The organism is Paenibacillus sp. A3M_27_13 (assembly GCF_024213315.1).
Lineage (GTDB): Bacteria > Bacillota > Bacilli > Paenibacillales > Paenibacillaceae > Paenibacillus > Paenibacillus polymyxa_B.
The window spans coordinates 1,065,943-1,088,285 of sequence record NZ_JANAVE010000001.1; the positions used below are offsets into that span (position 1 = coordinate 1,065,943).

The 22,343-nt window shown below is 45.5% G+C and carries 21 protein-coding genes; 4 read left to right on the forward strand and 17 right to left on the reverse strand.

Annotated features, from left to right (window positions below):
• Positions 1-20 precede the first annotated feature (20 nt).
• From NLX82_RS04715 to NLX82_RS04725, 3 genes are read right to left on the reverse strand one after another with little or no spacing between them, the layout of a single operon-like run.
• Complete coding sequence (locus tag NLX82_RS04715) at positions 21-851, reverse strand: siderophore biosynthesis protein (protein ID WP_076295480.1); 831 nt, start codon at positions 849-851, stop codon at positions 21-23.
• 11 nt (positions 852-862) lie between these two features.
• Complete coding sequence (locus NLX82_RS04720; protein ID WP_076295481.1) at positions 863-1,315, reverse strand: AAA family ATPase; 453 nt, start codon at positions 1,313-1,315, stop codon at positions 863-865.
• Between the two features lie 2 nt (positions 1,316-1,317).
• Positions 1,318-2,055, reverse strand: coding sequence for a tRNA(His) guanylyltransferase Thg1 family protein (locus tag NLX82_RS04725; RefSeq protein ID WP_076295482.1), 738 nt, complete (start codon positions 2,053-2,055; stop codon positions 1,318-1,320).
• Positions 2,056-2,302: 247 nt separating this feature from the next.
• Here NLX82_RS04725 and NLX82_RS04730 point away from each other — a divergent pair, with 247 nt between their 5' ends.
• Positions 2,303-2,731, forward strand: coding sequence for a DUF4395 domain-containing protein (locus tag NLX82_RS04730; protein WP_023989561.1), 429 nt, complete (start codon positions 2,303-2,305; stop codon positions 2,729-2,731).
• A gap of 104 nt (positions 2,732-2,835) precedes the next feature.
• Here NLX82_RS04730 and NLX82_RS04735 read toward each other — a convergent pair whose 3' ends face one another.
• Positions 2,836-3,183 carry a Na-translocating system protein MpsC family protein gene (locus NLX82_RS04735; RefSeq protein ID WP_013311231.1) on the reverse strand — a complete coding sequence of 116 codons (348 nt, stop codon included), beginning with the start codon at positions 3,181-3,183 and terminating at the stop codon, positions 2,836-2,838.
• A 119-nt stretch (positions 3,184-3,302) separates the two neighbouring features.
• Positions 3,303-3,731, reverse strand: a complete 429-nt coding sequence (locus tag NLX82_RS04740) for a MarR family winged helix-turn-helix transcriptional regulator (protein ID WP_023989562.1) — start codon at positions 3,729-3,731, stop codon at positions 3,303-3,305.
• A 156-nt stretch (positions 3,732-3,887) separates the two neighbouring features.
• On the opposite strand from NLX82_RS04740, the gene NLX82_RS04745 reads away from it, so the two are divergent.
• Positions 3,888-5,198, forward strand: coding sequence for an amidohydrolase family protein (locus NLX82_RS04745; protein WP_254347520.1), 1,311 nt, complete (start codon positions 3,888-3,890; stop codon positions 5,196-5,198).
• 234 nt (positions 5,199-5,432) lie between these two features.
• Here the strand turns inward: NLX82_RS04745 and NLX82_RS04750 are convergent, their stop codons facing one another.
• The 8 genes from NLX82_RS04750 to moaA all read right to left on the reverse strand — a co-directional run bounded on the left by NLX82_RS04750 (position 5,433) and on the right by moaA (position 12,992).
• Complete coding sequence (locus NLX82_RS04750) at positions 5,433-6,968, reverse strand: choice-of-anchor Q domain-containing protein (RefSeq protein WP_254347521.1); 1,536 nt, start codon at positions 6,966-6,968, stop codon at positions 5,433-5,435.
• Positions 6,969-7,196: 228 nt separating this feature from the next.
• On the reverse strand, positions 7,197-7,862 hold the full coding sequence (modB, locus tag NLX82_RS04755; RefSeq protein ID WP_028542525.1) for a molybdate ABC transporter permease subunit: 666 nt from the start codon (positions 7,860-7,862) through the stop codon (positions 7,197-7,199).
• Positions 7,863-7,889: 27 nt separating this feature from the next.
• Complete coding sequence (modA, locus tag NLX82_RS04760; RefSeq protein ID WP_023989565.1) at positions 7,890-8,711, reverse strand: molybdate ABC transporter substrate-binding protein; 822 nt, start codon at positions 8,709-8,711, stop codon at positions 7,890-7,892.
• 103 nt (positions 8,712-8,814) lie between these two features.
• On the reverse strand, positions 8,815-9,894 hold the full coding sequence (locus tag NLX82_RS04765; RefSeq protein WP_023989566.1) for a thiazole biosynthesis adenylyltransferase ThiF: 1,080 nt from the start codon (positions 9,892-9,894) through the stop codon (positions 8,815-8,817).
• Between the two features lie 62 nt (positions 9,895-9,956).
• Positions 9,957-10,688, reverse strand: coding sequence for a molybdenum cofactor biosynthesis protein MoaE (locus NLX82_RS04770; protein ID WP_302055719.1), 732 nt, complete (start codon positions 10,686-10,688; stop codon positions 9,957-9,959).
• Positions 10,689-10,743: 55 nt separating this feature from the next.
• A complete protein-coding gene (locus NLX82_RS04775; RefSeq protein WP_023989568.1) occupies positions 10,744-10,992 on the reverse strand; it encodes a MoaD/ThiS family protein in 249 nt (82 codons plus the stop codon).
• Between the two features lie 133 nt (positions 10,993-11,125).
• Positions 11,126-11,938 (reverse strand): formate dehydrogenase accessory sulfurtransferase FdhD, encoded by an 813-nt coding sequence (gene fdhD, locus NLX82_RS04780; protein ID WP_254347522.1) that lies wholly within the window; start codon positions 11,936-11,938, stop codon positions 11,126-11,128.
• Positions 11,939-11,978: 40 nt separating this feature from the next.
• A complete protein-coding gene (gene moaA / locus NLX82_RS04785) occupies positions 11,979-12,992 on the reverse strand; it encodes a GTP 3',8-cyclase MoaA (RefSeq protein ID WP_254347523.1) in 1,014 nt (337 codons plus the stop codon).
• A 640-nt stretch (positions 12,993-13,632) separates the two neighbouring features.
• On the opposite strand from moaA, the gene fdhF reads away from it, so the two are divergent.
• Positions 13,633-16,575: a formate dehydrogenase subunit alpha gene (gene fdhF / locus NLX82_RS04790; protein WP_023989571.1), complete on the forward strand. Its 2,943-nt coding sequence runs from the start codon at positions 13,633-13,635 to the stop codon at positions 16,573-16,575.
• Between the two features lie 12 nt (positions 16,576-16,587).
• Positions 16,588-17,070: a helical membrane plugin domain-containing protein gene (locus tag NLX82_RS04795; protein ID WP_254347524.1), complete on the forward strand. Its 483-nt coding sequence runs from the start codon at positions 16,588-16,590 to the stop codon at positions 17,068-17,070.
• 83 nt (positions 17,071-17,153) lie between these two features.
• Here the strand turns inward: NLX82_RS04795 and NLX82_RS04800 are convergent, their stop codons facing one another.
• The 4 genes from NLX82_RS04800 to NLX82_RS04815 form a co-directional block, all read right to left on the reverse strand.
• A complete protein-coding gene (locus NLX82_RS04800; protein WP_013311244.1) occupies positions 17,154-17,507 on the reverse strand; it encodes a hypothetical protein in 354 nt (117 codons plus the stop codon).
• A gap of 140 nt (positions 17,508-17,647) precedes the next feature.
• Complete coding sequence (gene kdgT, locus NLX82_RS04805) at positions 17,648-18,649, reverse strand: 2-keto-3-deoxygluconate transporter (protein WP_023989573.1); 1,002 nt, start codon at positions 18,647-18,649, stop codon at positions 17,648-17,650.
• Between the two features lie 48 nt (positions 18,650-18,697).
• The gene (locus NLX82_RS04810; RefSeq protein WP_254347525.1) at positions 18,698-19,705 is read right to left on the reverse strand and encodes a tripartite tricarboxylate transporter substrate binding protein; all 1,008 of its coding nucleotides are present in this window, start codon (positions 19,703-19,705) and stop codon (positions 18,698-18,700) included.
• A gap of 129 nt (positions 19,706-19,834) precedes the next feature.
• Positions 19,835-22,276, reverse strand: coding sequence for an AraC family transcriptional regulator (locus NLX82_RS04815; protein WP_254347526.1), 2,442 nt, complete (start codon positions 22,274-22,276; stop codon positions 19,835-19,837).
• Positions 22,277-22,343: the final 67 nt, after the last annotated feature.

The window sequence follows — 22,343 nt, forward strand, 5'->3', positions numbered from 1 at the left end:
GGATTTTGCAAAATCCTCACTTATGAATATTCGAAGCAAATTACCGCTTTACTTAATTCTTGGTCGTAAAATAAATAGACGGTATCCGCCCCACACGCTTGAAAATAATACCCGGTAATGGAACCGATATAGGCAAAAGTCTCACCATTGGGACGTTTAGGCACATGAAGCAGATTGGTTTGCTCGAATTGGAGCATCTCTTCCAGAGATTCGTCATATTCCTTGATGTAACTTTGAGCCTTGTCAGACTGAAAAGCGACATCATCCAAAATTCCATTAACTTCAGGGAAACTCAGCCCCCAACCGCTGGATTGCTTTTCCTCAAAATCACGGGTGAGCTCTTCCACAGACTTTTGGGCCTCCCCAAAGGAGGAATATGGATAAATTTTATTGTTTTCCAGGAAAAATGCTTTGCGAGCTTGGTAGTCTTGTTCATTAGCCATATACACCTGTTCCAGTCCGTCCAACGCCATAACTTCTCTCTTCATACGTAGGTACGCTTTATCCCCGGTAGACTTCAGCGCTTCATAGGTGGCTTCCAATTGCTCTTTCTGATGAAGACTAAAATAATTCCAGTCTGCTTCGAATTTGTATTTGCCGTCAATTACATCGAATCCCAGCATATCTTCCTTGGTAAATAAGGTATGAAATTGCTGAGTATTTTCACCCACACAGCCTTCGTGGATTTCTTTTACGGAAACAAAATGAAGCCACTCGTCCTGCTCCGGGAATAAAAACTGAAGATTAATCGAGCAAATCGGTAGAAAGTGCTTGCGGTGATGTTCAAGATTACCAATAAATACGTCCTCATATGCTGGAAACCGTTTGATAAATCTCTCTGGTATGTTCATGGATGCTCCCCCTATATTGTATGGTTTTCCGGCAGCCTTCTGATCTGAAACGTTCCTTCAATGGAAATCACACTATAGAGTTCATCAAATCCTTCTTCGTAGCTTGGGATCTCTAGTTTACTCATTACACTTTTAATACCGATTTCAGGAATATACTCTTTGCCTGTGCGCTGCTCATTACGCTTAATAGATTCTGCAAAATCGGGCTCAAAATAGTAGCCAATAATTTTAAATCCCTTATTTATACAAGCATCTATATATTTCTTCCGTTCTATAACAGTGGCATTTGTATTGTCTACAACAAAGCGCTGCATTGTTTCGATGGAGGCATGTAGATAAATATTTTCCCTATTCCGTGTTTTAAGCATATCAAGGTTTATTCGCATATGTGTTTTGAAGAAATGTTCTTTATAAAATGTCGACTTGCCCGAAGCCTGAATTCCTATAAAAATGACACACTCCAAATCTACACATCCTTGTCCAAGTATACATATTGGTTAATATAATCTCTATTCTGTGAAAAAATCGGTGTCTCATGATCAACATCCCACTTGCTTCTGACGGCTTCGCCTTTGTTGTACTGTTGTTTGGTAATGCAAATTCCCCGCTTTTGCCAGACTGGAATATCGTTCCAGTTTAGCCCTTTTTCCACAAAAAGCTTGTCTTGTAGCTGATTTCCGTTCAATCCTTCTAATTCTGAATGCCTGAAATGGGCTTGAGCCACCATAGAAATGCTGTTTTTAGTAGCATCTTGCTGTCTCCATAGAAAGTAGTTTGTAACCTCATCCTGGGGCAAGACCCATGCTCTCGCATCAAAAGTAGCTAAAGGCTGACCTGGGTAAACCTTTTGGATTTCCTCATTAAATTTGGCTGTAGCCAGAGAAGCAGATATGGACACCATCTTTTGAAGATTATTTTCAAACCAGGATTGCGTCGTTAATTTGTCATAATTCGTAAGAAGCAGTGAAATTTCATCGCTCTGATGATACACCAGTTTACATCCCATAATGTTATAGGCCAAATATTTACACGTCTCCCATAATGCAAAAATTAGTTTCTCATCAAAAGGTTTCGTCATCCCACGTGTAAAGGTATGAAAATGCGCACCATCAATTCTGATGATTACAGGTAAACGGCGTGTTAGGCTTAATCTATAGGCATTTTCATATTCCTTCATCCTATTTCCAAAATCATTTCTTTTCATAAACTATGTAGGTTCCTTTCATGATCCATGATTTGCGCATAGAGTAAAAAAATGTATATATCCCCCAATTGACATATATAAGAATTGTAACAAATTGGCTGATACATCGCTAGGAATTAAGCAAGACAACAAAAATTAACAGATGGACTTGCAGAGTCTTTCGTTTTTTCTTGGTATCTATTCCCCAAATGTTAGGCTATAATAATTTCAGTTTTTACTTTATTCCGATATGAAAAGGATGATATATATGAGCCAAAATCCATCTTCCATTCCGCGTCCGTTAGTCAGGGCTAATCAATGGGTAATTGTTTTATCTGTAGTTTTTACTTGGATTACAGGGGGATATGGGGTGCTAGTTATTCCTCTTATCGCGGGGTTGCTCGGCGTCCTTTTTAACTTCAATCCAGTAATGCGGATAGCCAAGCTTTTCTTGAAGAAAAGCCCCTCCTCGTATGTGCAGGAGGACCGAGAGCAGCAAAGGTTTAATCAGCTTCTTGCCGTCTTTTTTCTGTTGGTCGCTTGGGTAGGATTTATGCTCCAGTGGAGTATTGTCGCTTATGTATTCTCGGCCATGGTCCTGGTGGCGGCCTTGGTGGCTATCCTTGGTTTTTGCATAGGATGTTTTGTTCTCTACCAATGGTCCCAATATCAATATCGAAGAAGAAAAAACGTGTAAACAGAAACAGCTCTCTTTTCATTCCATTAGGACATCGTTAATTAAATCGAAGTTGCAGCCGAACTCTCCGACAATATGGATGCTATGTCGGTTCCGCCTTCTTTTTATTTTGCAGTAATATTATCTTCAAATACAAAAACGGAGATGGCTATATCTTCCTCCACTTTAATATCTGAAAAGAGGTGCAGCAGCCGGGAATCCATGTAATCCTCCAGTTCTTTATTGAAGTGTGTGGGATATATTTTTTGAACCATTTTGGTTCGGGCTGCATGCACCATCTCTTTCCCGGATTCTTCTTGTGCTAGAAACTTTTCAGATGGGGTTAAATTTCCATACAGCATCGTGATAGCCATATTATCTACAAAGGTCGTATGTATGCGTTCCGGGCCTTTCCCAAACAGCTCTTTACGTACTTTTCGAATAATTTCGTTAAAACCCGTTTCCCTTCTCATATCGCACCGCTCTCCTAAAATCTACTAAAATCCCTATTACTATTTCCATCATAACCGATTCCTATCATATAAAACAGAGACTAGCGAAAGTGATTTTTGGAACATGATTTTATCTGCAATTATAAGCGTTCATTAATTTTGATTAACATTTCCTCTAAAATTCGCTTCTCCTCTTCGGTCAGGGCTTGAACAATTTCGTCCTCCACCTTTTGGAAAGAGTCACTAAAAGCTTCAATCAATTCAATGGCTTTTGGTAAAACATAAATATTTTTTTGCCGTTCATTATTGGCCGGGATTTTGCGCTCGATGAATCCTTTTTGCTCAAGACCTTGAAGTATGCTTGTAATGCTGGCTCCGCGCAGATGAAACCGATCGGCAAGATCCTTCTGAATTAAATCATTTTCTTGATTCTCGTAGATATATTTAATCATTTTTCCTTGTTGAGCATTTAATCCCAACTCTTTTATGCTCTCGTCCGCTCTTTTCTTTAACTTAAGACCAATAATCTGAAACAAATCCAGATAAACCGTATCCTTTTGGGTTTTCATAATCATATCTCCTCAAATTATTAGAAGTCTAATTGTCAGTAAATAAACTATATAAATCTCTAAACTGTTTGTCAAATGAAAATTAGTTTATTGACAGTTATAAAACTAATAGTTAGAATTCTAAGTGTTTAAGATTGAACACTAAGGAGGAACGACATGAAGAATGTAACTCAAAGCTCTACGGTAGAAAAAGTTACAGCGATTACGAATGTACGTATTTTCGATGGTGAAAAAGTTATTGAGCCCAGAAATGTTGTCATCCATGGGGAAACCATTATTTCGGTAGGCGGAGACCTTCCGACACATGCAACGATCATCGATGGGGAAAATGCGACATTATTGCCCGGCCTGATTGATGCGCATGTCCACACTTCAATCGGTGGGTTACGAGATGCTTTAAAATTCGGCGTCACGACAGAACTCGAAATGAACGGCAGTTTTACAGAAAGAGGGCGCAAGATCCAGTTGAAAAACGTGAATGACGTCGCCGAAGTCCGTTCTGCCGGCACAGCGATCACTGCTCCAGGTGGTCATCCGGATGAATTATTGCAGGATGAGGATGAAATTCCGGAGTTCGTATTAAAGGAATTGGAGAAGTTACCTAAGGAAGACCGGGAAGCTATGCTAGCCGCCTACGCTCACGATCACGAAGAGGTGCCCCAAGTGACGACAGTGGAAGAAGCGATCAAACATGTGCATACCCAGGTGGAGAGTGGCGCCGACTATATTAAAATCATGATTGAAGAAGGGACGGTCTTGGGTGCCCCTGGACTACCTATTTTAAGCGACGAGATTTTAAAAGCAGCCGTGGCAGAAGCCCATAAATTCGATAAAATTGTCATAGCCCACGTCTTGACGGCTGATTCTTCGCAAACCGCCATCGATATGGGAGTCGACGGATTGGGTCACTTATTTCTCGACAGGCCCGAATGCACATCCGAGTTGGTGAAATCCATAGCGGATTTAGGCGCATTTGTTATACCGTGCTTAGTATTGAACTCATCCATTCTGGGAAATCCGGCATCAGAATTGGCGAATGATTCACGTGTTTATTCCAAATTAAGTCCAGAATGGATCGATATTTTGAACTCAAGCTTCCATACTTTCCCGCAAGGCAATTTGGAGAATAGCTTTAAAAATGTGATGGATCTTCACCGTGCCGGTGTGGATATTCTGGTCGGGACGGATGTCGCCCCCGTTCCTGTTCCCAATCTTGGCGGTCTTGCTCATGGAGCCAGCGTTCATCATGAAATGCAATTGCTGGTTGAGGCCGGATTTACTCCCATAGAAGCGCTTCAGTCGGCTACTGCGAAACCGGCCCGTTGCTTTGGGCTTTACGATCGCGGCTGTATTACCGAAGGTGCGCTCGCTGACCTTATACTAGTAAACGGTGATCCGACAACCAACATCTCGGATACCTTGTCGATCAAGTCCGTATGGTTCAAAGGTGTACAACAACTATGTTAATCAGAGCCTCTCGAACAGAAACAACCATCTAATCTCATTTGTACGACTTCCATTTTTACTTTCCGAGGATAGCTTAATCTTGTTGCCAACGCAAAAACACCTCCAAAGTTTATCCTCATATCTTACGACATGGGGATTCTCTTTGAAGGTGTTTTAATTGCAAGGAACATTGTAAAAACGTACAAGCAGCGGCCCCACATAGTTTCGCTATGCACTAGTCATAAAATATAAGGCTTACTCGTAGGCACCGATGTTCACCGCGGCTCCCTGTACTCTGGGCTTCCCGTCAATATCTAGTGTTCCAATGATGGCACGGTCCGTGTTCCCGGCATCGATCGCCGGTGACGAAGACTGCAAATGGAAGTCGCTGTTCGCGGCATTCACGAATTTAGGATCGGCAAACAGAGAATGCGTATCGTTGCCGGTCCCCGATTTGTACGCGGAGAATCCCGTATACTCTTTATTTTTCCAGATCCAGTTAGCCTCCGAACTGCCGCTCGGAGCGAAATATAAATTATAATCCACAACATTGCCGGAATTTTTGGTGTATCCATTGGAGATCAGCATATCTGTGGAGCTAGCCACGAAAATATTGTTTTTGATCACATTGTTTCGCGTATCGTACTGAACCAAAAGCTGGCCGCTTCCGTCGTCAAATGTATCGTTCTTGTATAGCGTATTGTTCACGATCTTGCAGTTTACCGTTGAGCCGCGCTCCTCATTGTAACCGCCCATGGCAATACCAGTCAGCCGGTTGTTATATATCACGTTGCTGCGGACTGTAATATTGTTGGTGGCTTTGCCGGCATGCTCGGAGGCCATTTCGACGCCGATGTCGTTGTTGTAGCTGTAGTTCTGCTCGATAATACTGTCCTTGCCCCCATCTACATAAATACCACCGGCCGAGTTGTCATCGCTCTTGTAAGATGGGTTATTTTGAACAGAATTATTGTACACCCGGTTGCCCTTCACTAGCCCGTTTCGCGCCTGATCGTAAGCAGTATTCGGCGCAGTTCCCTCAAAGCCGATCAGATCAATCCCGATGTTGTCATTATCGTGAATGAGGTTGTCGGTCACCGCAAAGCCGTCCACGTTGCCGTTTAAAACGAGCGATTCGCTGGAGCCCAGCACGAGATTGTACAGCTCATTACCGCTGATCGTAAGGTCGTGAATCGAAGCCGGAGCTTTCGTGCCATAAACAGCGATACCGTGAGCGTCCCGGCCCAGCCGATCTTTGCCGGTCGGGGTGACCGTGTTTTTGATGTCATGGATTTTGTTGTTGGACAGATTAATGAAGCCGCCCGAACCGTGGACATAAATACCTACAGGCACCACGTTCTTGGAAGCAGTGGTAAAATTGCGGATTTCAACCCCCTGAACAGTAACGTAATTGACATCGGCCAGTTCGATCAGCCCTTCGTTCCCGCTGACCGAAAGTCCGCTGCCATCAATAATGGCGGTCTCTGTCCCATAGTTGGTGAACACAATTGGACCCTGCGAAGCGGAGCCAGAGCGGGTAATCTTTAATTTCTGCTTGTACACGCCGCCTCGGACGTAAACCGTGCTGCCCGCAGGAGCCACGTCAGCCGCGTGCTGCAACGTCTTCCACGGCGCATCGTTCGTTCCGGCATTAAAGTCGCTGCCGCTCGTGGACACATAATATTCTGTATCGGCCGCGGAGGCGGCGGGAAGCTCCACATTTCCTACCGCCAGACCAAGCCCCAAAACCATGGCTAAACCTACCAGAAACATTTGCCCGAATTTCTTCATGGTTCCCCATCTCCCTTTGCTTATTTTTTTGTAAATTATACCACAAAAATTCACCGAATCTGTTACGCCTGCAAACGGAGTACCGCCTCGACCTTCCGCGAGTCTCCAGTACCTCGAATGCCAAGAGTTGGAGAGTGAATGAAGAAGTCTAAGAGTTTTATTTTCTCAAGACAAATAAAACACAGCCTACCCTATCGGCAGACTGCGCATGTTCTTACTCCAAAAGAGCTAATCCTTTACCAGTCGATTTGAAAGCATCAACATAATAAAAGAGAATAAAATGATGACAGCTACCCAGCTCCAAGAGAGTGTCATATTTCCGACCTCGGACGCGGTGTAAATCGCTGTAGGCAGGGTTTGGGTCTGTTCAGGAATATTACCTGCAAGCATCAGCGTAGCGCCAAATTCCCCTAACCCTCGGGCAAATCCGAGAATGTATCCTGAAATGAGCGGTCGGTAGGCAAGGGGCATCGTAATGTGGCGAAACACTTGCCATTCGTTGGCACCTTGCGCACGTGCAGCCTGCTCTACCTCAGGGTCTACAGCTTCAAAACCTGCTTTAATGGTACGGTAAGCCAGTGGAAAAGCAACAACTACGGCCGCCACCACTGCAGCTCCCCATGTAAATACAATCGTCTGCTGGAACAGGCTTTCGAAGGCTGTGCCGATCCAGCTTTTCCTTCCCAGCAAGATGAGCAAAATAAAGCCGACAACAGTGGGAGGCAAAACGAGCGGAAGAAGTAGGACGGTCTCGATCACGCTGGTTCCCCTCCGCGGCGTGCAGTTCGCCATCATCCGCGCTACCACAGTAGCTAATAAAAAGACGATGATGCTGGCGACGACAGCAACTTTAACAGATACGATAACCGGAGGAAGAAAAGCTGACCAATCCAACGGAACCCCCTCCTTTATCTGTGAATTCTATTTTCCCGCCATTTCTGTAGGGGCTGAAAATCCATCTTTACTGAACACACTCATAGCTTCATCTGTCCGTAGAAAATTAAGAAACTCGCCTGCTTCCTGGCTGTGTTTGGTTGCTTTTACAATGCCTTCAGGATACAGGATGGGTGCATGCAATTCCTCAGGCACTTCCAGTGCTATGACCGTTTTATCAGATGATTTGGCATCCGTCAGATAGACGAGTCCTGCATCGGCGTTGCCTGTTTCAACATAATTTAATACCTGTCTTACGTCCTTGGCGAATACCATCTTAGGTTCCAGCTTGTCCCATAGTCCAGCCTTCGTTAACGATTCTTTGGAATACTGTCCGGCGGGAACGGTAGTAGGCTCCCCAACAGCCACTTTCAGGTAAGAAGGACCCATCAAGTCATTGAGCGTAATGCTTTTGTTATCTGTGCTTTTCGCCTTATCTTGTGGAACAACCACAACCAGTTTATTTTGAAGCAACACGTTATCCTTTTCCACCAATGAAGCATCCGTTAATGCCTTCATTTGCTTCATGCCCGCCGAAATAAATACGTCAGCGGGTGCGCCTTGTTCAATTTGTTTTTGTAATGTACCAGATGAAGCGTAGTTAAAGGTAAGTTTGATATCTGGGTGCTGTTTCTCATACTGGTCCTTGAGCGTATTCAGACTATCTTGAAGACTTGCAGCGGCAGATACGACTAGTTCTGTCTTGGGTGCAGACTGTGCCGACTGTACAGCAGCCGGAGACGAGCACCCCGCCAGAACCCATGCCAACAATCCAACGAACGTGAATATGTACCCAAATTTCTTTTTCAATTTGTTCTTCCCCTATCCTATAAATTCCAAAATGAGATGACGAAAATGTGATGGCGAAAATAAGAAAACATTGTACATCTCATAACGGGTCGAATCTATTGGGTCAACCCAAATATTTGTGATAAATCGATCTCGCCTCAGCGATGTCCTTCGTGCCATGAATTAAGACGCGTCCATCCTGAAAAAGAACAATTCGATGCGTTCCGATAACAACGGATACCAGGTATGGATTATGCTCCACTTTGCCCCCCTGACGGGATAACAAACGTGCCGCTTCATTCAGATCACGTACAGTACCCGGGGCCGGGCGGATTTGAACCGTATCTCGTCCGCACAAGACAGCCGTTTTAGCCTGATGCTCCGATTGTAAAAAAGGATACACAGGGTACTCACCACATGTTGGACAATCGGCTTTCTTCATGGCGCTGATTTGGATCGCCTGATGCTGATTGTTCCACAGATCGAAGGAAATCAGCTTACCCTGTAAGGCTGATTCGTTCCCGGTGAGCAGCTTCAATGCCTCGGCGCTTTGATAAGCCGCCACCATCTGTACAGCCGGGCTAATCACACCGACCGTATCACAGGTCGCACCGCCGAGCGGTACGGTTCCGAGCAGGCAATGCAGGCACGGTGTCTGCCCTGGCACAATGGTAAAGGTTGTCCCATAGCTGCCCACACACGCCCCGTAAATCCAAGGGATTCGATGCTTGACCGCATAATCGTTCATAAGCAGACGTGTATCGAAATTGTCGGTGGCATCTACGATGAGATCCACCCCTGCTGCGATATCGTCGATTTCATCTAGCGAGACGTCCCGGACTAGCGCACGAATGTCCACGTCCGAATTGATTTGCTGCAATCGCTTCTGCGCGGCCACTGCCTTGGGGATCTGATCACGGGCATCCGCTTCGTCATAGAGCTGTTGGCGCTGCAAATTGCTCCAATCTACATAATCGCGGTCTACCAACGTCAGCCGTCCGATGCCCGCTCGCACCAGCATGTCAGCATTGGCAGTGCCCAGTGCGCCGGCCCCCACCATCAGCACGTGCTTACTACGGATATTTTGCTGGCCTGTCGGTCCAATTTTCGAGAATAATTCCTGTCTAGAATAACGGGCATGAGACGCATGCGCATGTGCTTGTGCAGCAACTTCTATTTTCTGGATTTTGTCCATTTCTGACATCGTTGGTTTACCCTCCATACTTATCCATTGATAGCTACAAGTTGATCAGACAAGCTAAAAGCTCAGATGTCCTCGTCCTTATTCGAAAGCTTTGGGGTACTTTGAGGATTCCAGCCACCCAGCTGATGCCCCTTCCATTCTGAGCCGTCCTCCCACACTTCCTTTTTCCAAATCGGTACGATTTGCTTTAACTGTTCAATGGCATGGCGGCTGGCTTCGTAGCAAGTATCGCGGTGTGCAGCAGAGACAGCAATCACCACACTCGTCTCTCCAATTCTGACCGTGCCAAGCCGATGTGTAATCGCAGTACGTGTAGAAGGCCAACGCTCTGCAATTTCGTCACCAATCTGCTTCATCGTGTTCATGGCCATCGGGACATACGCCTCATATTCAAGCAGCACCGTTCGCTGACCTTGCGTGAATTCCCGAGTCGTACCATTAAAGGTCAGCGAGGCGCCATGAGAAGGGTCGAGCACCTTTGAGGTTACTTCATCGGCATCAATCGGGTCGTACGTAATGGCAAATAAACCACATTTTGAAACGACCGTCTCCATCCCGGGTGCTGACTGATGAAGAGCAATTGCATCTGATGGAAGCACAAGTTCATCTGGAGAAGCCAGCTTTTTATGATGGGTAAAAAAAGAACCTGGCAGTTGTGAAGTCACTTCCGGGTACAGCTCATTCAGCCTTTTTCGAATGTCTGCCATGGTCACCGTTTCATGTGAAAGTTCTACCGTGATCACATCACCAAGTTGCTCCGCCATACCTGCGAATAGCTGAATACGGTATTGCATATGATCTGCCCCCTTGCACCTATTCTATCGAATTCATCTATCTATATAATAGAATTTACCCTCCTGAAACCGGAGGAATAATCGCAATCTCATCATGTATACTCACGAGGTCCTCAGGAGCGGCGTAGACTTGATTTCTGGCAACAAAAGAACCCTGCAACTGAGCTGCCGATTCAGGGAAACACTCGGATAGCAAGTCTTTTAATGCGGCAACGGTCATCGTTTCTTGCTCAGTAGGCACCATAATTATAGGCCCTCCCATCTGTTCCGCAAGTCCGGCAAATACTTGAATATGATAGTTCATTTAACATGCCCTCCTTTTCAGTACAGTGAATGTCCACCACATATGTACCAAGAAAAACCAACATGAATGAATACCCCGAAAGGTTTTATTCCATGCTGGTTAACTATGACGGTGTACATTGAAGATTTTTATATTATATTTTAGATTCGACCAGTTCATCAATCCGTTCAGTATGCGTATACACATTCAGAGAACGACTGCGTATAAAGCCGACGGTCGTAATCCCCAGATCCTCAGCCAACTCAAGTGCAAGCTCTGTAGGAGCTGACTTGGACAAAACAACTTCACAGCCAATCTTCGCAACCTTCAACAAAATTTCAGACGAAATGCGTCCGCTGAATACTATGATTTTGTCTTGTAATACAATATCATGTTTTAAGCAATGTCCATAGATTTTATCCAGCGCATTGTGTCGGCCGATATCTATTCTGGACAGGATCATCCCGTCTTTATCGCACAACGCTGCATTATGAACACCACCGGTCTGTTGGAACGTAAGTGCCGAGCTTTGCATTAAATTCATCAAGCGGAAGCAATCGTCAAAGGACAGTGTAACATGGGTGTCATTCATTCTTTTTGCCACTTTGGCATCATTCATAAAATAAAAGCCCTGTCTACTTTTTCCGCAGCAGGAGGTAATGTACCGTTTGGAATGAAAGTTTTGATAAAACTCATTCATTCGACGGGTTTTAATATGAACAAAACCTTCTTTTTCCTGAACCCAAATATCTTCAATATCATCGTACCGTTGAATGACGCCTTCAGAGGCCAAAAAACCTACCGCCATATCCTCCACATACTCCGGTGTACAAACCATGGTAGCAAATTCCTGCTGATTAATTTTGATGGTCACCGGATACTCCGTCACCACAGTGTCTTCAAAACGCTTGATCTGACCGTCACGATAACGTAGAATCTCACGTTTTACCTCAGCTGGCTTTTCCATGTGCTCCACTCCCTTGTTTCTGACAGGCTGGCTCTTCGGCTCACCCGCCAATGTGTGACATTTCAATTTTAGATGTTGCTTGCTGTGTATGATTCAGCCGTTCCTCTGAATAGCGGTCGGTACGTTCTCTCCAAACACGCTCAATGTAAGCTCTAATCTCGTCATCGGACTGTTCGGAACGCAGCATCGCGCGAAGCTTGTACCCTTGAGAGGCAAACAGGCACGTGTACAAGGAGCCTTCAGCAGAAATTCTCGCTCGTGTACATGTGGAACAGAAGGCGTCCGTAACAGACGAAATAATGCCGATTTCCCCGTCGCTGTCCTGATACCTGTAGCGCGTCGCCACCTCACCTTTGTACTGGGGTGGGACAGGTTCTAACGGCATATGCTCGTGAATGGCTTCGATGATCTGCTGCTTGGAAACGACCTGATCCAATTTCCAGCCATTGGTGTTGCCTACATCCATAAACTCAACAAAACGTAAAATATGCTTTTTCTTTTGGAAATAGTCGGCCATGGGAACAATATCCTGATCGTTAAAGCCCTTTTGCACGACCATGTTTATTTTCACCTGCATCCCTGCTTGAGCCGCAGCCTCAATACCATCCAGCACCGCCTTTACACTGCTTCTGCCCCCGTTCATTTGGCGGAACCGATCATCATCGAGCGAATCCAGACTAACCGTCACTCTCTTTAGTCCCGCCTCTCGCAGTGCTACAGCATATTTAGGCAAAAATACGCCGTTTGTCGTCATTGCAATATCCTCAACCCCATCGAGTTGAGTTAACGAATGAATAAGCGAGGATAAATTTTTCCTCAGCAACGGCTCACCACCAGTAATGCGCAGCTTCGTAACACCCAGCGAGACAAAAATACGGGAAAGGCGCGTAATTTCCTCAAAGGTCAATATTTTTTCTTTTGGCAAAAACGGATAGTCATGGCCAAATATTTCTTCCGGCATACAATATCGGCACCGAAAATTACATCGGTCTATGACGGATATTCTTAAGTCCCGTAACGGACGATTCCATTGATCGTCGCTCCGGTTCGCCATCCTGTTCACCTCAATCCGTCTTCATTAATAAAACTCTTTACACTCTAAATTGGGACGGTATTTCCATTCATTTTATACTGAACCAAAAAACCGGCATCACAACAACTTCTTCGCTTATGAATATCGAAGAATCTGCTAAATGCCGGTTAATTTATCTACATCAGGATTTTACGAATCCCACATCATGTGATATAGAAAAATCAAACTAACAAGCGCTGCGACAAATAAAATATACGCGATTCCCACGTACACTCCATTTACGATTGCTCTGAAATAGATTACATTCCTATTGTTAGCAATCCTGGAACGTTTGTCAATGATTTTTCGATTTCTCAGGCGATAATCATTATCAATTAAAAAATTAATAATGTACCGTTGAACTATCTTAAATTTTACGTTATAGTTACACGAGATGAAATGCAGAAAATGACATATCTAAGTTATTCAGAAGTTATTGATATACAGACGGTGCGTACTGTTTGTTATTAATACATATTCAAATGGCGGATTGGCCTCCAGGACCTAGAGCTTGGTCACTACTCCACCATAAACACAAGTGCTGGAACACGAGCACTTGTGTTTATGGTGGAGTTTTTTTATTCCTAATTTTTAAATTTAAAATCTGAAAGGAGCCTGAACCGTGACTGATAGTGCGATCAAAATTACATTAAACGGACAGGAACTGAAAACGAAGAACAGCGCAACGATTCTTGAAGTGATTAACGAAAATAACATCGCCCATCCCCAGCTGTGTTACGTTCCCGAAGTCGATCCGATCCGTACCTGTGACACATGTATCGTGGAAGTGGACGGAAAACTTATGCGTTCCTGCTCGACACTGGCTTCCGATGGAATGAATATTCATTTACATTCGGATCGCGCGAAAGCAGCTCAAACCGAGGCTATGGACCGATTGCTGGAAAATCATCTCCTCTACTGCACAGTGTGCGATAACAACAACGGTAATTGCACTTTGCATAATACAGCAGAGCTAATGGAAATTGAACATCAAAAATATCCGTACCAACCGAAAGTTGACCCGACAGAAGTAGATATGTCTCATCCCTTCTATCGATATGACCCCAATCAATGTATTGCATGCGGCCAATGCGTAGAGGTATGCCAAAACCTTCAGGTCAATGAAACGCTGTCCCTCGACTGGGAAGCTGAACGCCCTCGCGTCATATGGGATGACAGGGTTGCGATTAACGATTCCTCCTGCGTCAGCTGCGGTCAGTGTGTAACCGTCTGCCCATGCAATGCCTTGATGGAGAAATCCATGCTGGGAGAAGCAGGCTTCATGAGTGGCATGAACAAGGATTTATTAAATCCGATGGTGGATTTAATAAAGGAAGTGGAGCCGGGCTATAGTGGGATTTTTGCTATTTCCGAAGCCGAAGCAGCGATGCGTGAAACCCGTACGAAAAAAACGAAAACCGTCTGTACGTTTTGCGGTGTAGGTTGCAGCTTTGAGGTTTGGACCAAAGGCCGCAAAATTTTGAAGGTACAACCTACCTCTGAGGGACCTGTTAACGGTATCTCGACATGCGTAAAAGGGAAATTTGGCTGGGATTTTGTGAACAGCGATCAGCGTTTGACCTCCCCTTTAATTCGTCAAGGGGACGAATTTGTGGAAGCTACCTGGGAAGAAGCCTTGAGCCTGATGGCCAGCAAAATGGGAGCTATTCAAGAAACTTACGGTGGCGAAGCACTCGGCTTTATTTCTTCGTCCAAATTTACCAATGAAGAAAACTATTTGATGCAGAAGTTGGCTCGTCAGGTCTTCCAAACGAATAACGTCGATAATTGCTCACGGTATTGCCAATCTCCTGCGTCATGGGGGCTGCAATACACCGGAGGCATCGGTGGGGACAGCGGTACGATTAAAGACATTGCCAAAGCAGGTTTGGTCATGCTGGTCGGTTGCGCGCCGGGAGAAGGACATCCAGTGCTGGCTACTCGTATCAAACGTGCGCATAAGCTGCACGGTCAAAAGTTGATCTCGGTCGACCTGCGCAAGCATGAAATGGCAGAACGCGCAGATCTGTTCATTCGTCCGAAGCAAGGTACTGATTATGTATGGTTATCCGCTGTAGCCAAATACATCATTGAGCAAAACTGGCATGATGCAAAATTCATTGAAGAGCATGTAAACTTCTATCCTGAATATTTGAAGTTGCTAGAGCGTTTCACCCTGGAATTTGCCGAACAGGAAACTGGTATTTCCAAAGAGACACTGATTGAGGTAGCGACTTTGATTCACGAAGCCGACGGCACTGCCATTTGTTGGGGCATGGGTGTGACGCAAAACATCGCAGGCTCTTACACTTCGATTGCAATTGCCAACCTGCTGCTGGTGACTGGAAACTTTATGCGTCCGGGTGCAGGCGCATATCCGCTTCGCGGACATAACAATGTGCAGGGTGCTGCCGATATGGGTACGATGCCGGATATTTTCCCGGGCTATCAGCCCGTGACGAACGATGTCATTCGTGCCAAGTTTGAAGCGGCCTACGGCGTACAAATTCCAGGTCAACGCGGACTGGACAACATTCAGATGCTGGAAGCCATTGAAACAGGTAAGCTCAAAGCGATGTATATCGCTGGAGAAGAGATGGCATGGGTGGATGCCGACTCCAACCATACCCAAGAAATGCTGGCGAACTTGGATTTCCTTGTCGTTCAGGATGTATTTCTGAGCAAGACAGCTGAATTCGCTGACGTTATTTTGCCAGCCGTACCTTCACTCGAAAAAGACGGAACCTTTACGAACACCGAACGTCGTGTTCAGCGTCTATATGAAGCACTCCGCCCTCTAGGAGACAGCAAACCAGATTGGTGGATTTTCAGCCAATTTGCCAAGCATATGGGATTTGATTGGGATTACAGCCATCCAAGTGAAATTTTTGAGGAAATGGCGTCGCTCACTCCATTTTTCTCCCAATGTAATTATGACGTTTTGGAAGGCTGGAATAGCTTCCACTGGGGATCGCCGGATGGTAGCAATACACCGTTGCTGCACACCAACGGCTTTAACTTTCCGGATAAAAAAGCGCGTTTGGGACTTTTCGAATATGTACCACCGAAAGAGTACCCCGTTGAATTCGATTTGACCTTAAATAATGGTCGACTGCTCGAACAGTTTCATGAAGGAAATATGACGACCAAATCAGCGGGTATTCAGCTCAAACTTCCAAAAGTATTTGTGGAAGTGTCCCCTGAATTGGCTGAGGAGCGCGGAATCACTAATGGATCGCTGGTTCGATTGGAATCCCCTTATGGTGCGGTCAAGCTACGCGTTCTGGTTACAGACCGCGTGCAGGGAACTGAAATTTATGTGCCAATGCACTCTACCAGCCATGATGGTGCGGTCAATCTGTTAACTGGTGGAGCGTTCGATGTGGTCACCCGTACACCGGCCTATAAACAAGCCAAAGTACGGATGCAAATTTTGGAGGTAGACGGTCAAAATCCACTACCACGTATCAATCCGCGTTACAAAAAACGTCATCCGCAAAATGGGGTTGAAGTGGACCGTAAGTGGAACCGTCCCGGTTATGTCGATTTAGTGGATCAAAAATAAGGAGGTCAAGCCGTGGCTAAGCCTATTTCAATTGTGAGAAAACGCGTTCTGACAGAAGAAGAACGGCAAAAACAATCGCTGGATAAGCTTACTGCTGATCTGGCGGACAATGGGGCGGCATTGCAGAAGACGCTTGAAATCGTACGCGAGCTGCACGACAGTGGTCTTCTCGAAGCAGCTCAGTCTATGCTAAAAGCCAAAGAAAGCATCGTCAAAATCGCTGTAGGACAAGCGACGCGTAAGCCTGTGACGAACATCATCAATAATCTCATGGGAGCAGCAGGGATGCTGTCTGAGGTAGACCCCGAGCTGATGAAAAAGCTGACAAATAGCGTTACCAATGGCCTGAACGAAGCCGAAGAACATCTAAAGCAGAATAAAAAGACTCGTCTGCGCGATCTTATGAAGGCGATGAATGATCCAGATGTAAACCGGGCAATGGGATTTGGTATTCATTTTCTCAAAGGAGTGGGAAAAAGTTTGTCTGATAAATAATTCATAGAGCGTGAAGATGGAAGACTAGTAAACAACAGACAATAAAAAGAGCTGGCTCCGAAAACGGGGGCAGCTCTTTTTATTTATTTTTTATCCACCTGCAATAGCGTCACCGTTTTAAGAGAAACAGCATCTTTTATTTGCTCCTCTGCGATGACCTTGAGCTTAAGCAAACTGGCAATCTTCGACGTATCCGGCTTGGAAAACAAGCGCCATAGCTGCGGATCAGGCAGTGAATCATACAGCTTTGTATGATCGTATTCCTTGCGGTGCTGCTGTATAATCTTGACTCGGTAGTTGCCAATTTCCCAATCTGATACTTCCTGCTGTGCACAATGAGCGGTAATGTCATTACGCAAATCAGTCAGTTCACCTTCAATTTCTTTTTGCTTTTGCTTTAACTGGTAATAGCGACGTACCTTGTTTTCCAATCCCATCACGCTCCTCTGCTTACATATGTATGTTTGCAGAAGCGTTTTAGGACAAGTTTTGTAATGTTAGGATTGAAGGTATAACTGCAAAAGCATTTCCCGGGTAATGGAAAGATCCATAAGTTGAGATCATTATCATCCAAACTTTATTTAGGTATATTCGCCCCTGGATTTACAGGCCCCGCTTCTTGGGATTTCCCCTTACGCTTCATATAATTGGCCCAGTATGCCGTCAGAATAGGTACCAAAATCGAGGTCACAATGACCGAAGCAGCAACTAAGGCCGTTGCAGATTGCGCAACAGGCAGGAACTCAGGCTTGATATTGGCGACAATGACTGGATTGGCTACTGCTGCTCCTGCTGTACTAGAGGCTGCAATTCCTGCTGTACCGTTGCCACCACCGATATATTTGTCCGCCAAAATCAGTGGAATACCTGTAATGATAATGACAAAAATACCCAATAAAATACCAAGCATACCTGTCTGGACAATGACACTCAGGTCAATGGAACAACCAAGTGCAAAACCGAAAAATGGAATCAAAGCTTGCGTTGCGTTCCCAAAATATTTTCGGAAATCATGATCCAGATTGCCCAACATAAAGCCGACCAAAAATGGTAATACCGCCCCCACAAATGTCTGCGGTTCAAAAACGGCCAGCCCAGTGCTACCCAAAATAATCATGGTCACCAACGGACCCGATTCCAGTGACATCAGTACAAATGCTCCTGCCTCTTCCTTGGAGCCATACTGCTGCATAATGGAGGCGTATAACCCGCCGTTCGTCATATCCATAGCCGAGATCAGCGCCAGCACCGACAAACCTGCAAATAGTCCACTTTCTACACCACCAATAGGCAGCAATCTGGATGCAATGATCGCCACTACCCACGCAACCGCGATTTTAGTCAATACGAGCGTTCCTGATTTACGCAATACAGTACCCGTCGCTCGCACATCTATAGAAGCACCCATACAAAAAAACCACACTGCTAAAATGGGTACCGTACCTGTCATCAGCCCCTTGGTAAAAGATCCAAAATAGTCGCCTGCCCATGGAGTAAATGTATGAAAAAGTGCGCCAATAAACAGCGGCACCAGCATAATGCCCCCTGGAATTTTATCAATGTTTTGTTTGATTTTCATTACTTCGTTCAATCCTTTCGTTTTTGCCAATGCAAAAACAAGGCCGTATTACTTGCGGCTCAAGCCGAGCTCGGGAATCAGTCTTGCGAAGGTATCATGACTCTCCTTCAGTTGCTGCGCGAATGCCTCTGCATCCTGGACACGCAATCCCAACCCATGCTTACGCATTTCCTCCCTGAATTCCTCGTCTTTCGTCCCCTTGATCAGTGCATCCGTCAGCGTTTGAGCAACTTCATCCGGTGTATCCTTGGGTACAGCCAACCCTCTCCAAGTGCCGATAAAATGTACACGCAGCCCAGTGGCTTGCTTTAGTGTCGGCACTTTTGGAAACGCTTCCGAAATAGTGTCTGCCTGGATCGCCAGTATGCGAAGTTTCCCTTCGTCCACGTATTTCTTCACTTCTGCGGGACTGACGGGTACAGCATCCACGAATCCGCTCATCAAAGCGGAGACGGCTGGGCCTGCTCCCTCATAAGGGATATGGGTAAAGCGGACTCCGCTTTTCTGCTCCAGCATTGCGGCAGCAAGGTGCCATATGCTCCCCGTGCCTGCATTCCCCATTTTGAGCTTGCCGGGATGGGCCCCAGCATCCTCCAGAAATGCCTCCGCTGTCTTCCATGGTGCATCCGCCCGGACCGTAATGGCGGAAGGGTCCATATTGGTTTGAAGCAGCGGCTTAAATCGCTCATAGGTGAGCGGTAGCAGTCCCAAATGAGGCAACGTAGTCAGCTCAGCGACCAGATACGTTACGGTATAACCGTCCGCCTGCGCCTCAGCCCCTTCCATCAGCCCGACAGAACCGCCTCCTCCCGTTCGATTAACGACGATTATCGGCTGACCGAGATGCTTTTCGGCGGCTTTCGCCAACGCTCTCGCGGTAATATCTGTACCGCCTCCAGCCGCATAAGGAACGACGAGTGTTATTGGCTTCGTAGGAAATATACGGCTGTGATCCTGCAGGGTGCGGTGATCCACATATTCACTGATACTCAAGGCAGAAAGCATAGCTACTCCCGCCGCAACCAGCACATATTTTTGCCATGGCTTTTTCTTCATTATGTTTCCTCTTCTCCAAAAATGAACTGGGCCCGTCATGCGCCCGTTTTCACCTCCAACGTTTTCGGTCTTGTTGTTTGCGTTTACATGAAGTCAATGTACCGCAACGTGGAGGGCTACAGCTATCGCTTAATCTTCGTATTTATCTTCTATTTCGCCAAAGTATCGGCCTTTTGACCGATCTGCATATTCATTGGAAGATTTGCTGATTTGTCTGAATTTCCCTGGGGTCACTTGTTTGTGCTTGCGGAATACCCGAATAAAGCTGTTCTCATTTCGGTATCCGACCTGTTCTGCAATTTCACCGATTTTCAAATGGGTTTCACATAGTAATGTGCATGCCTTTTTTACGCGTAATCCAGTCAAATAATCGTAAACGGTGGTCCCCGTTTCTTCCTTGAACATGCTGCTCACCGAGGACACGCTCATGTGAACATGATCCGCAATTTCCTGAAGCCCGATGTTCAAATGCAAATGATGTTCCATATATTCGATCATCTCTTGTACACGCACAAAATCTTTGGACTGAATGCGACCGTGCCATTTTTCTTCGATATCAGTCAACATAATGACCAGCAATACCTCAATGTCTTGAAGGTCTAGTGTCAGAATCTGATTCCAGTGGTAATCAGCAAGCTGATCCGGCGGCGTCACACTCTGAGTGGTACACCATTTTAGCAAATCTTCCAGCAATTCATGAACAAACAAGTAAACCTGGGCTGGGGATGTTCTGTGGAGTCGAAGTTCTTCTACCCAGTGGCTGATTAACTTTACACTTGCACCAGGTTCCTGTGACTCCAGGGCACGAATCATTTCCACACGCCGATTGTCCAGCAATGTTGAATCCTGAATCTGCTCCTTTGACTGTTCATCCACTGTGTTATCCTTTTTCACACTTATGCTGCTGTCTATATTCGTATATGAACGTCCATACCCCTCATACAAACGCAAATTAAGGGCCTCTTTTCCTTTTATAAAAGACGCCCGTGCCTCTTGAATATCCGTGACCATATGACCAATCCCTATAGAAATAGTCAAAGGAAGATACTCACCGACAACCTGAATCAGCCTATCCACACTTTTCTGAAGCAAAATGCTCTCTTGGAGATCAGTCTCTGTACCAACTTCATTCGAACTCTCACTGAACTGTAACAGCACAATAAAACCACTTTCCTCCTCCGGCGAGCATACTGCTTTCCAGTAAGGTTCGAGCATCTCTAGCAAAATATTGTTCAGCGCATACTTGAGCAGCATTTTATCTTCTTCTGGAAAGCTTGCAGCCCACGCAGAATACCGGTCAATGGACACGATCATGACAAACAAAGAATGGCCGTCCCAATCGGAAAAATACTGTTCCCATTTCATACGCATTTCCTGTATGCCCATTCTACGCTGGATGACATCTTCCATATATTTGGAACGCAGCTCCGGCAGGCTTCGCTCTACCACCAATGATTTGCGGTGAAACTCTCCAACCAGTTTGCTAATCACAGGTTCCAGGTCATACAATCCTCCTTGGCGCGTTCCCTTATTGCCCGAATTTAATAGGCTATTAATTTTTTTCATGGGGCGAAAAGCTGCATAATTGTAATAGTAAACTGCTGAGCACCCAGCCAGTATGGAGATAAAGGCAAGCCACAGCATCATATTGCGCGCCAGCTTTACATTTTTCAGCAGCTTGTCCATCGGAACGAGCGATACTAGACGCCAGCCCGTTACATCTGAAAAGGTTTGGTTGGCCATATATTCCATGTCCCCTATCTCCACATAAGCATAGGGGCTCACATCCAGCTCTTTCAAAATCCTGCCCATATCATTTAAGGGTAAGGACGATCTCAGCTTGGGATAGATTAACTCGCCCTCCAGATCATACACGTATTGTGAGTTGGATAAATGAATATAGAGTTTGGAGAAAAAACGGTCATAATCCAGATTGATTAGCACCGCACCCATGACCTGACCATCCTCTACTATGGGCCTGGCCAGCGAAAGCAGCTCTACTGTCCCCTGCTCACGATCAGTGCCATACCATCTCCGCTTAATCAACAACGGCTTTTTTTGAATGTCTTGAATCCAGGGAACCCATGTGGTATCCGGTGCCTGTTTCCAATCAGGCATGTAACCATAATTGCTGGATACGAGAGCATGATTGTCCAAAGAAATAACTTCAACCGAATAAATTTCTTCGTGCGAAGAAAGGGTTTTCAAGTATTTGTGAAGCCGATCTATGACGGAGGCCTTGTCTTCCAGCGATTTCCCATCCGTTTGGACACGTACAAACGCCTCTACATCCGGATGATATGCCGCGTCCAGCGCCTTGTTATCAGACTCACGAAAAGCCCGATTGGTCACATCCAGATTGATTTGCAACAATTCTATATTGGGTGTGTTCAGCTCGGTATCCAAACCTTCACGGTATCCTGAATACGATAGCAAGCCGATCACGCTAATCACAAGCGACACGCACAGAGTAAGCAGTAGAATCAATCTTGTCTGTTTATTTTTCAGTATCAATCGAAGCTTAAGTCGCAGCATTCCCGTAACTTCATCCTTCCGGACTTCGTTGTCCATCTTCCTCTGACCCATATACTGGTTACATATTCTCCCTATTACTATTTGACGCAAGAGTCGGAATTCC

Bases quoted from the DNA above. Each gene is read 5' to 3' on its own strand.
- NLX82_RS04715 (WP_076295480.1), bottom strand. From the start codon at position 851: ATGAACATACCAGAGAGATTTATCAAACGGTTTCCAGCATATGAGGAC.
- NLX82_RS04725 (WP_076295482.1), bottom strand. From the start codon at position 2,055: ATGAAAAGAAATGATTTTGGAAATAGGATGAAGGAATATGAAAATGCC.
- NLX82_RS04730 (WP_023989561.1), top strand. From the start codon at position 2,303: ATGAGCCAAAATCCATCTTCCATTCCGCGTCCGTTAGTCAGGGCTAAT.
- NLX82_RS04735 (WP_013311231.1), bottom strand. From the start codon at position 3,183: ATGAGAAGGGAAACGGGTTTTAACGAAATTATTCGAAAAGTACGTAAA.
- NLX82_RS04740 (WP_023989562.1), bottom strand. From the start codon at position 3,731: ATGAAAACCCAAAAGGATACGGTTTATCTGGATTTGTTTCAGATTATT.
- NLX82_RS04745 (WP_254347520.1), top strand. From the start codon at position 3,888: ATGAAGAATGTAACTCAAAGCTCTACGGTAGAAAAAGTTACAGCGATT.
- NLX82_RS04750 (WP_254347521.1), bottom strand. From the start codon at position 6,968: ATGAAGAAATTCGGGCAAATGTTTCTGGTAGGTTTAGCCATGGTTTTG.
- NLX82_RS04765 (WP_023989566.1), bottom strand. From the start codon at position 9,894: ATGTCAGAAATGGACAAAATCCAGAAAATAGAAGTTGCTGCACAAGCA.
- NLX82_RS04770 (WP_302055719.1), bottom strand. From the start codon at position 10,688: ATGCAATACCGTATTCAGCTATTCGCAGGTATGGCGGAGCAACTTGGT.
- NLX82_RS04775 (WP_023989568.1), bottom strand. From the start codon at position 10,992: ATGAACTATCATATTCAAGTATTTGCCGGACTTGCGGAACAGATGGGA.
- fdhD (WP_254347522.1), bottom strand. From the start codon at position 11,938: ATGGAAAAGCCAGCTGAGGTAAAACGTGAGATTCTACGTTATCGTGAC.
- moaA (WP_254347523.1), bottom strand. From the start codon at position 12,992: ATGGCGAACCGGAGCGACGATCAATGGAATCGTCCGTTACGGGACTTA.
- NLX82_RS04800 (WP_013311244.1), bottom strand. From the start codon at position 17,507: ATGGGATTGGAAAACAAGGTACGTCGCTATTACCAGTTAAAGCAAAAG.
- kdgT (WP_023989573.1), bottom strand. From the start codon at position 18,649: ATGAAAATCAAACAAAACATTGATAAAATTCCAGGGGGCATTATGCTG.
- NLX82_RS04810 (WP_254347525.1), bottom strand. From the start codon at position 19,705: ATGAAGAAAAAGCCATGGCAAAAATATGTGCTGGTTGCGGCGGGAGTA.
- NLX82_RS04815 (WP_254347526.1), bottom strand. From the start codon at position 22,276: ATGGACAACGAAGTCCGGAAGGATGAAGTTACGGGAATGCTGCGACTT.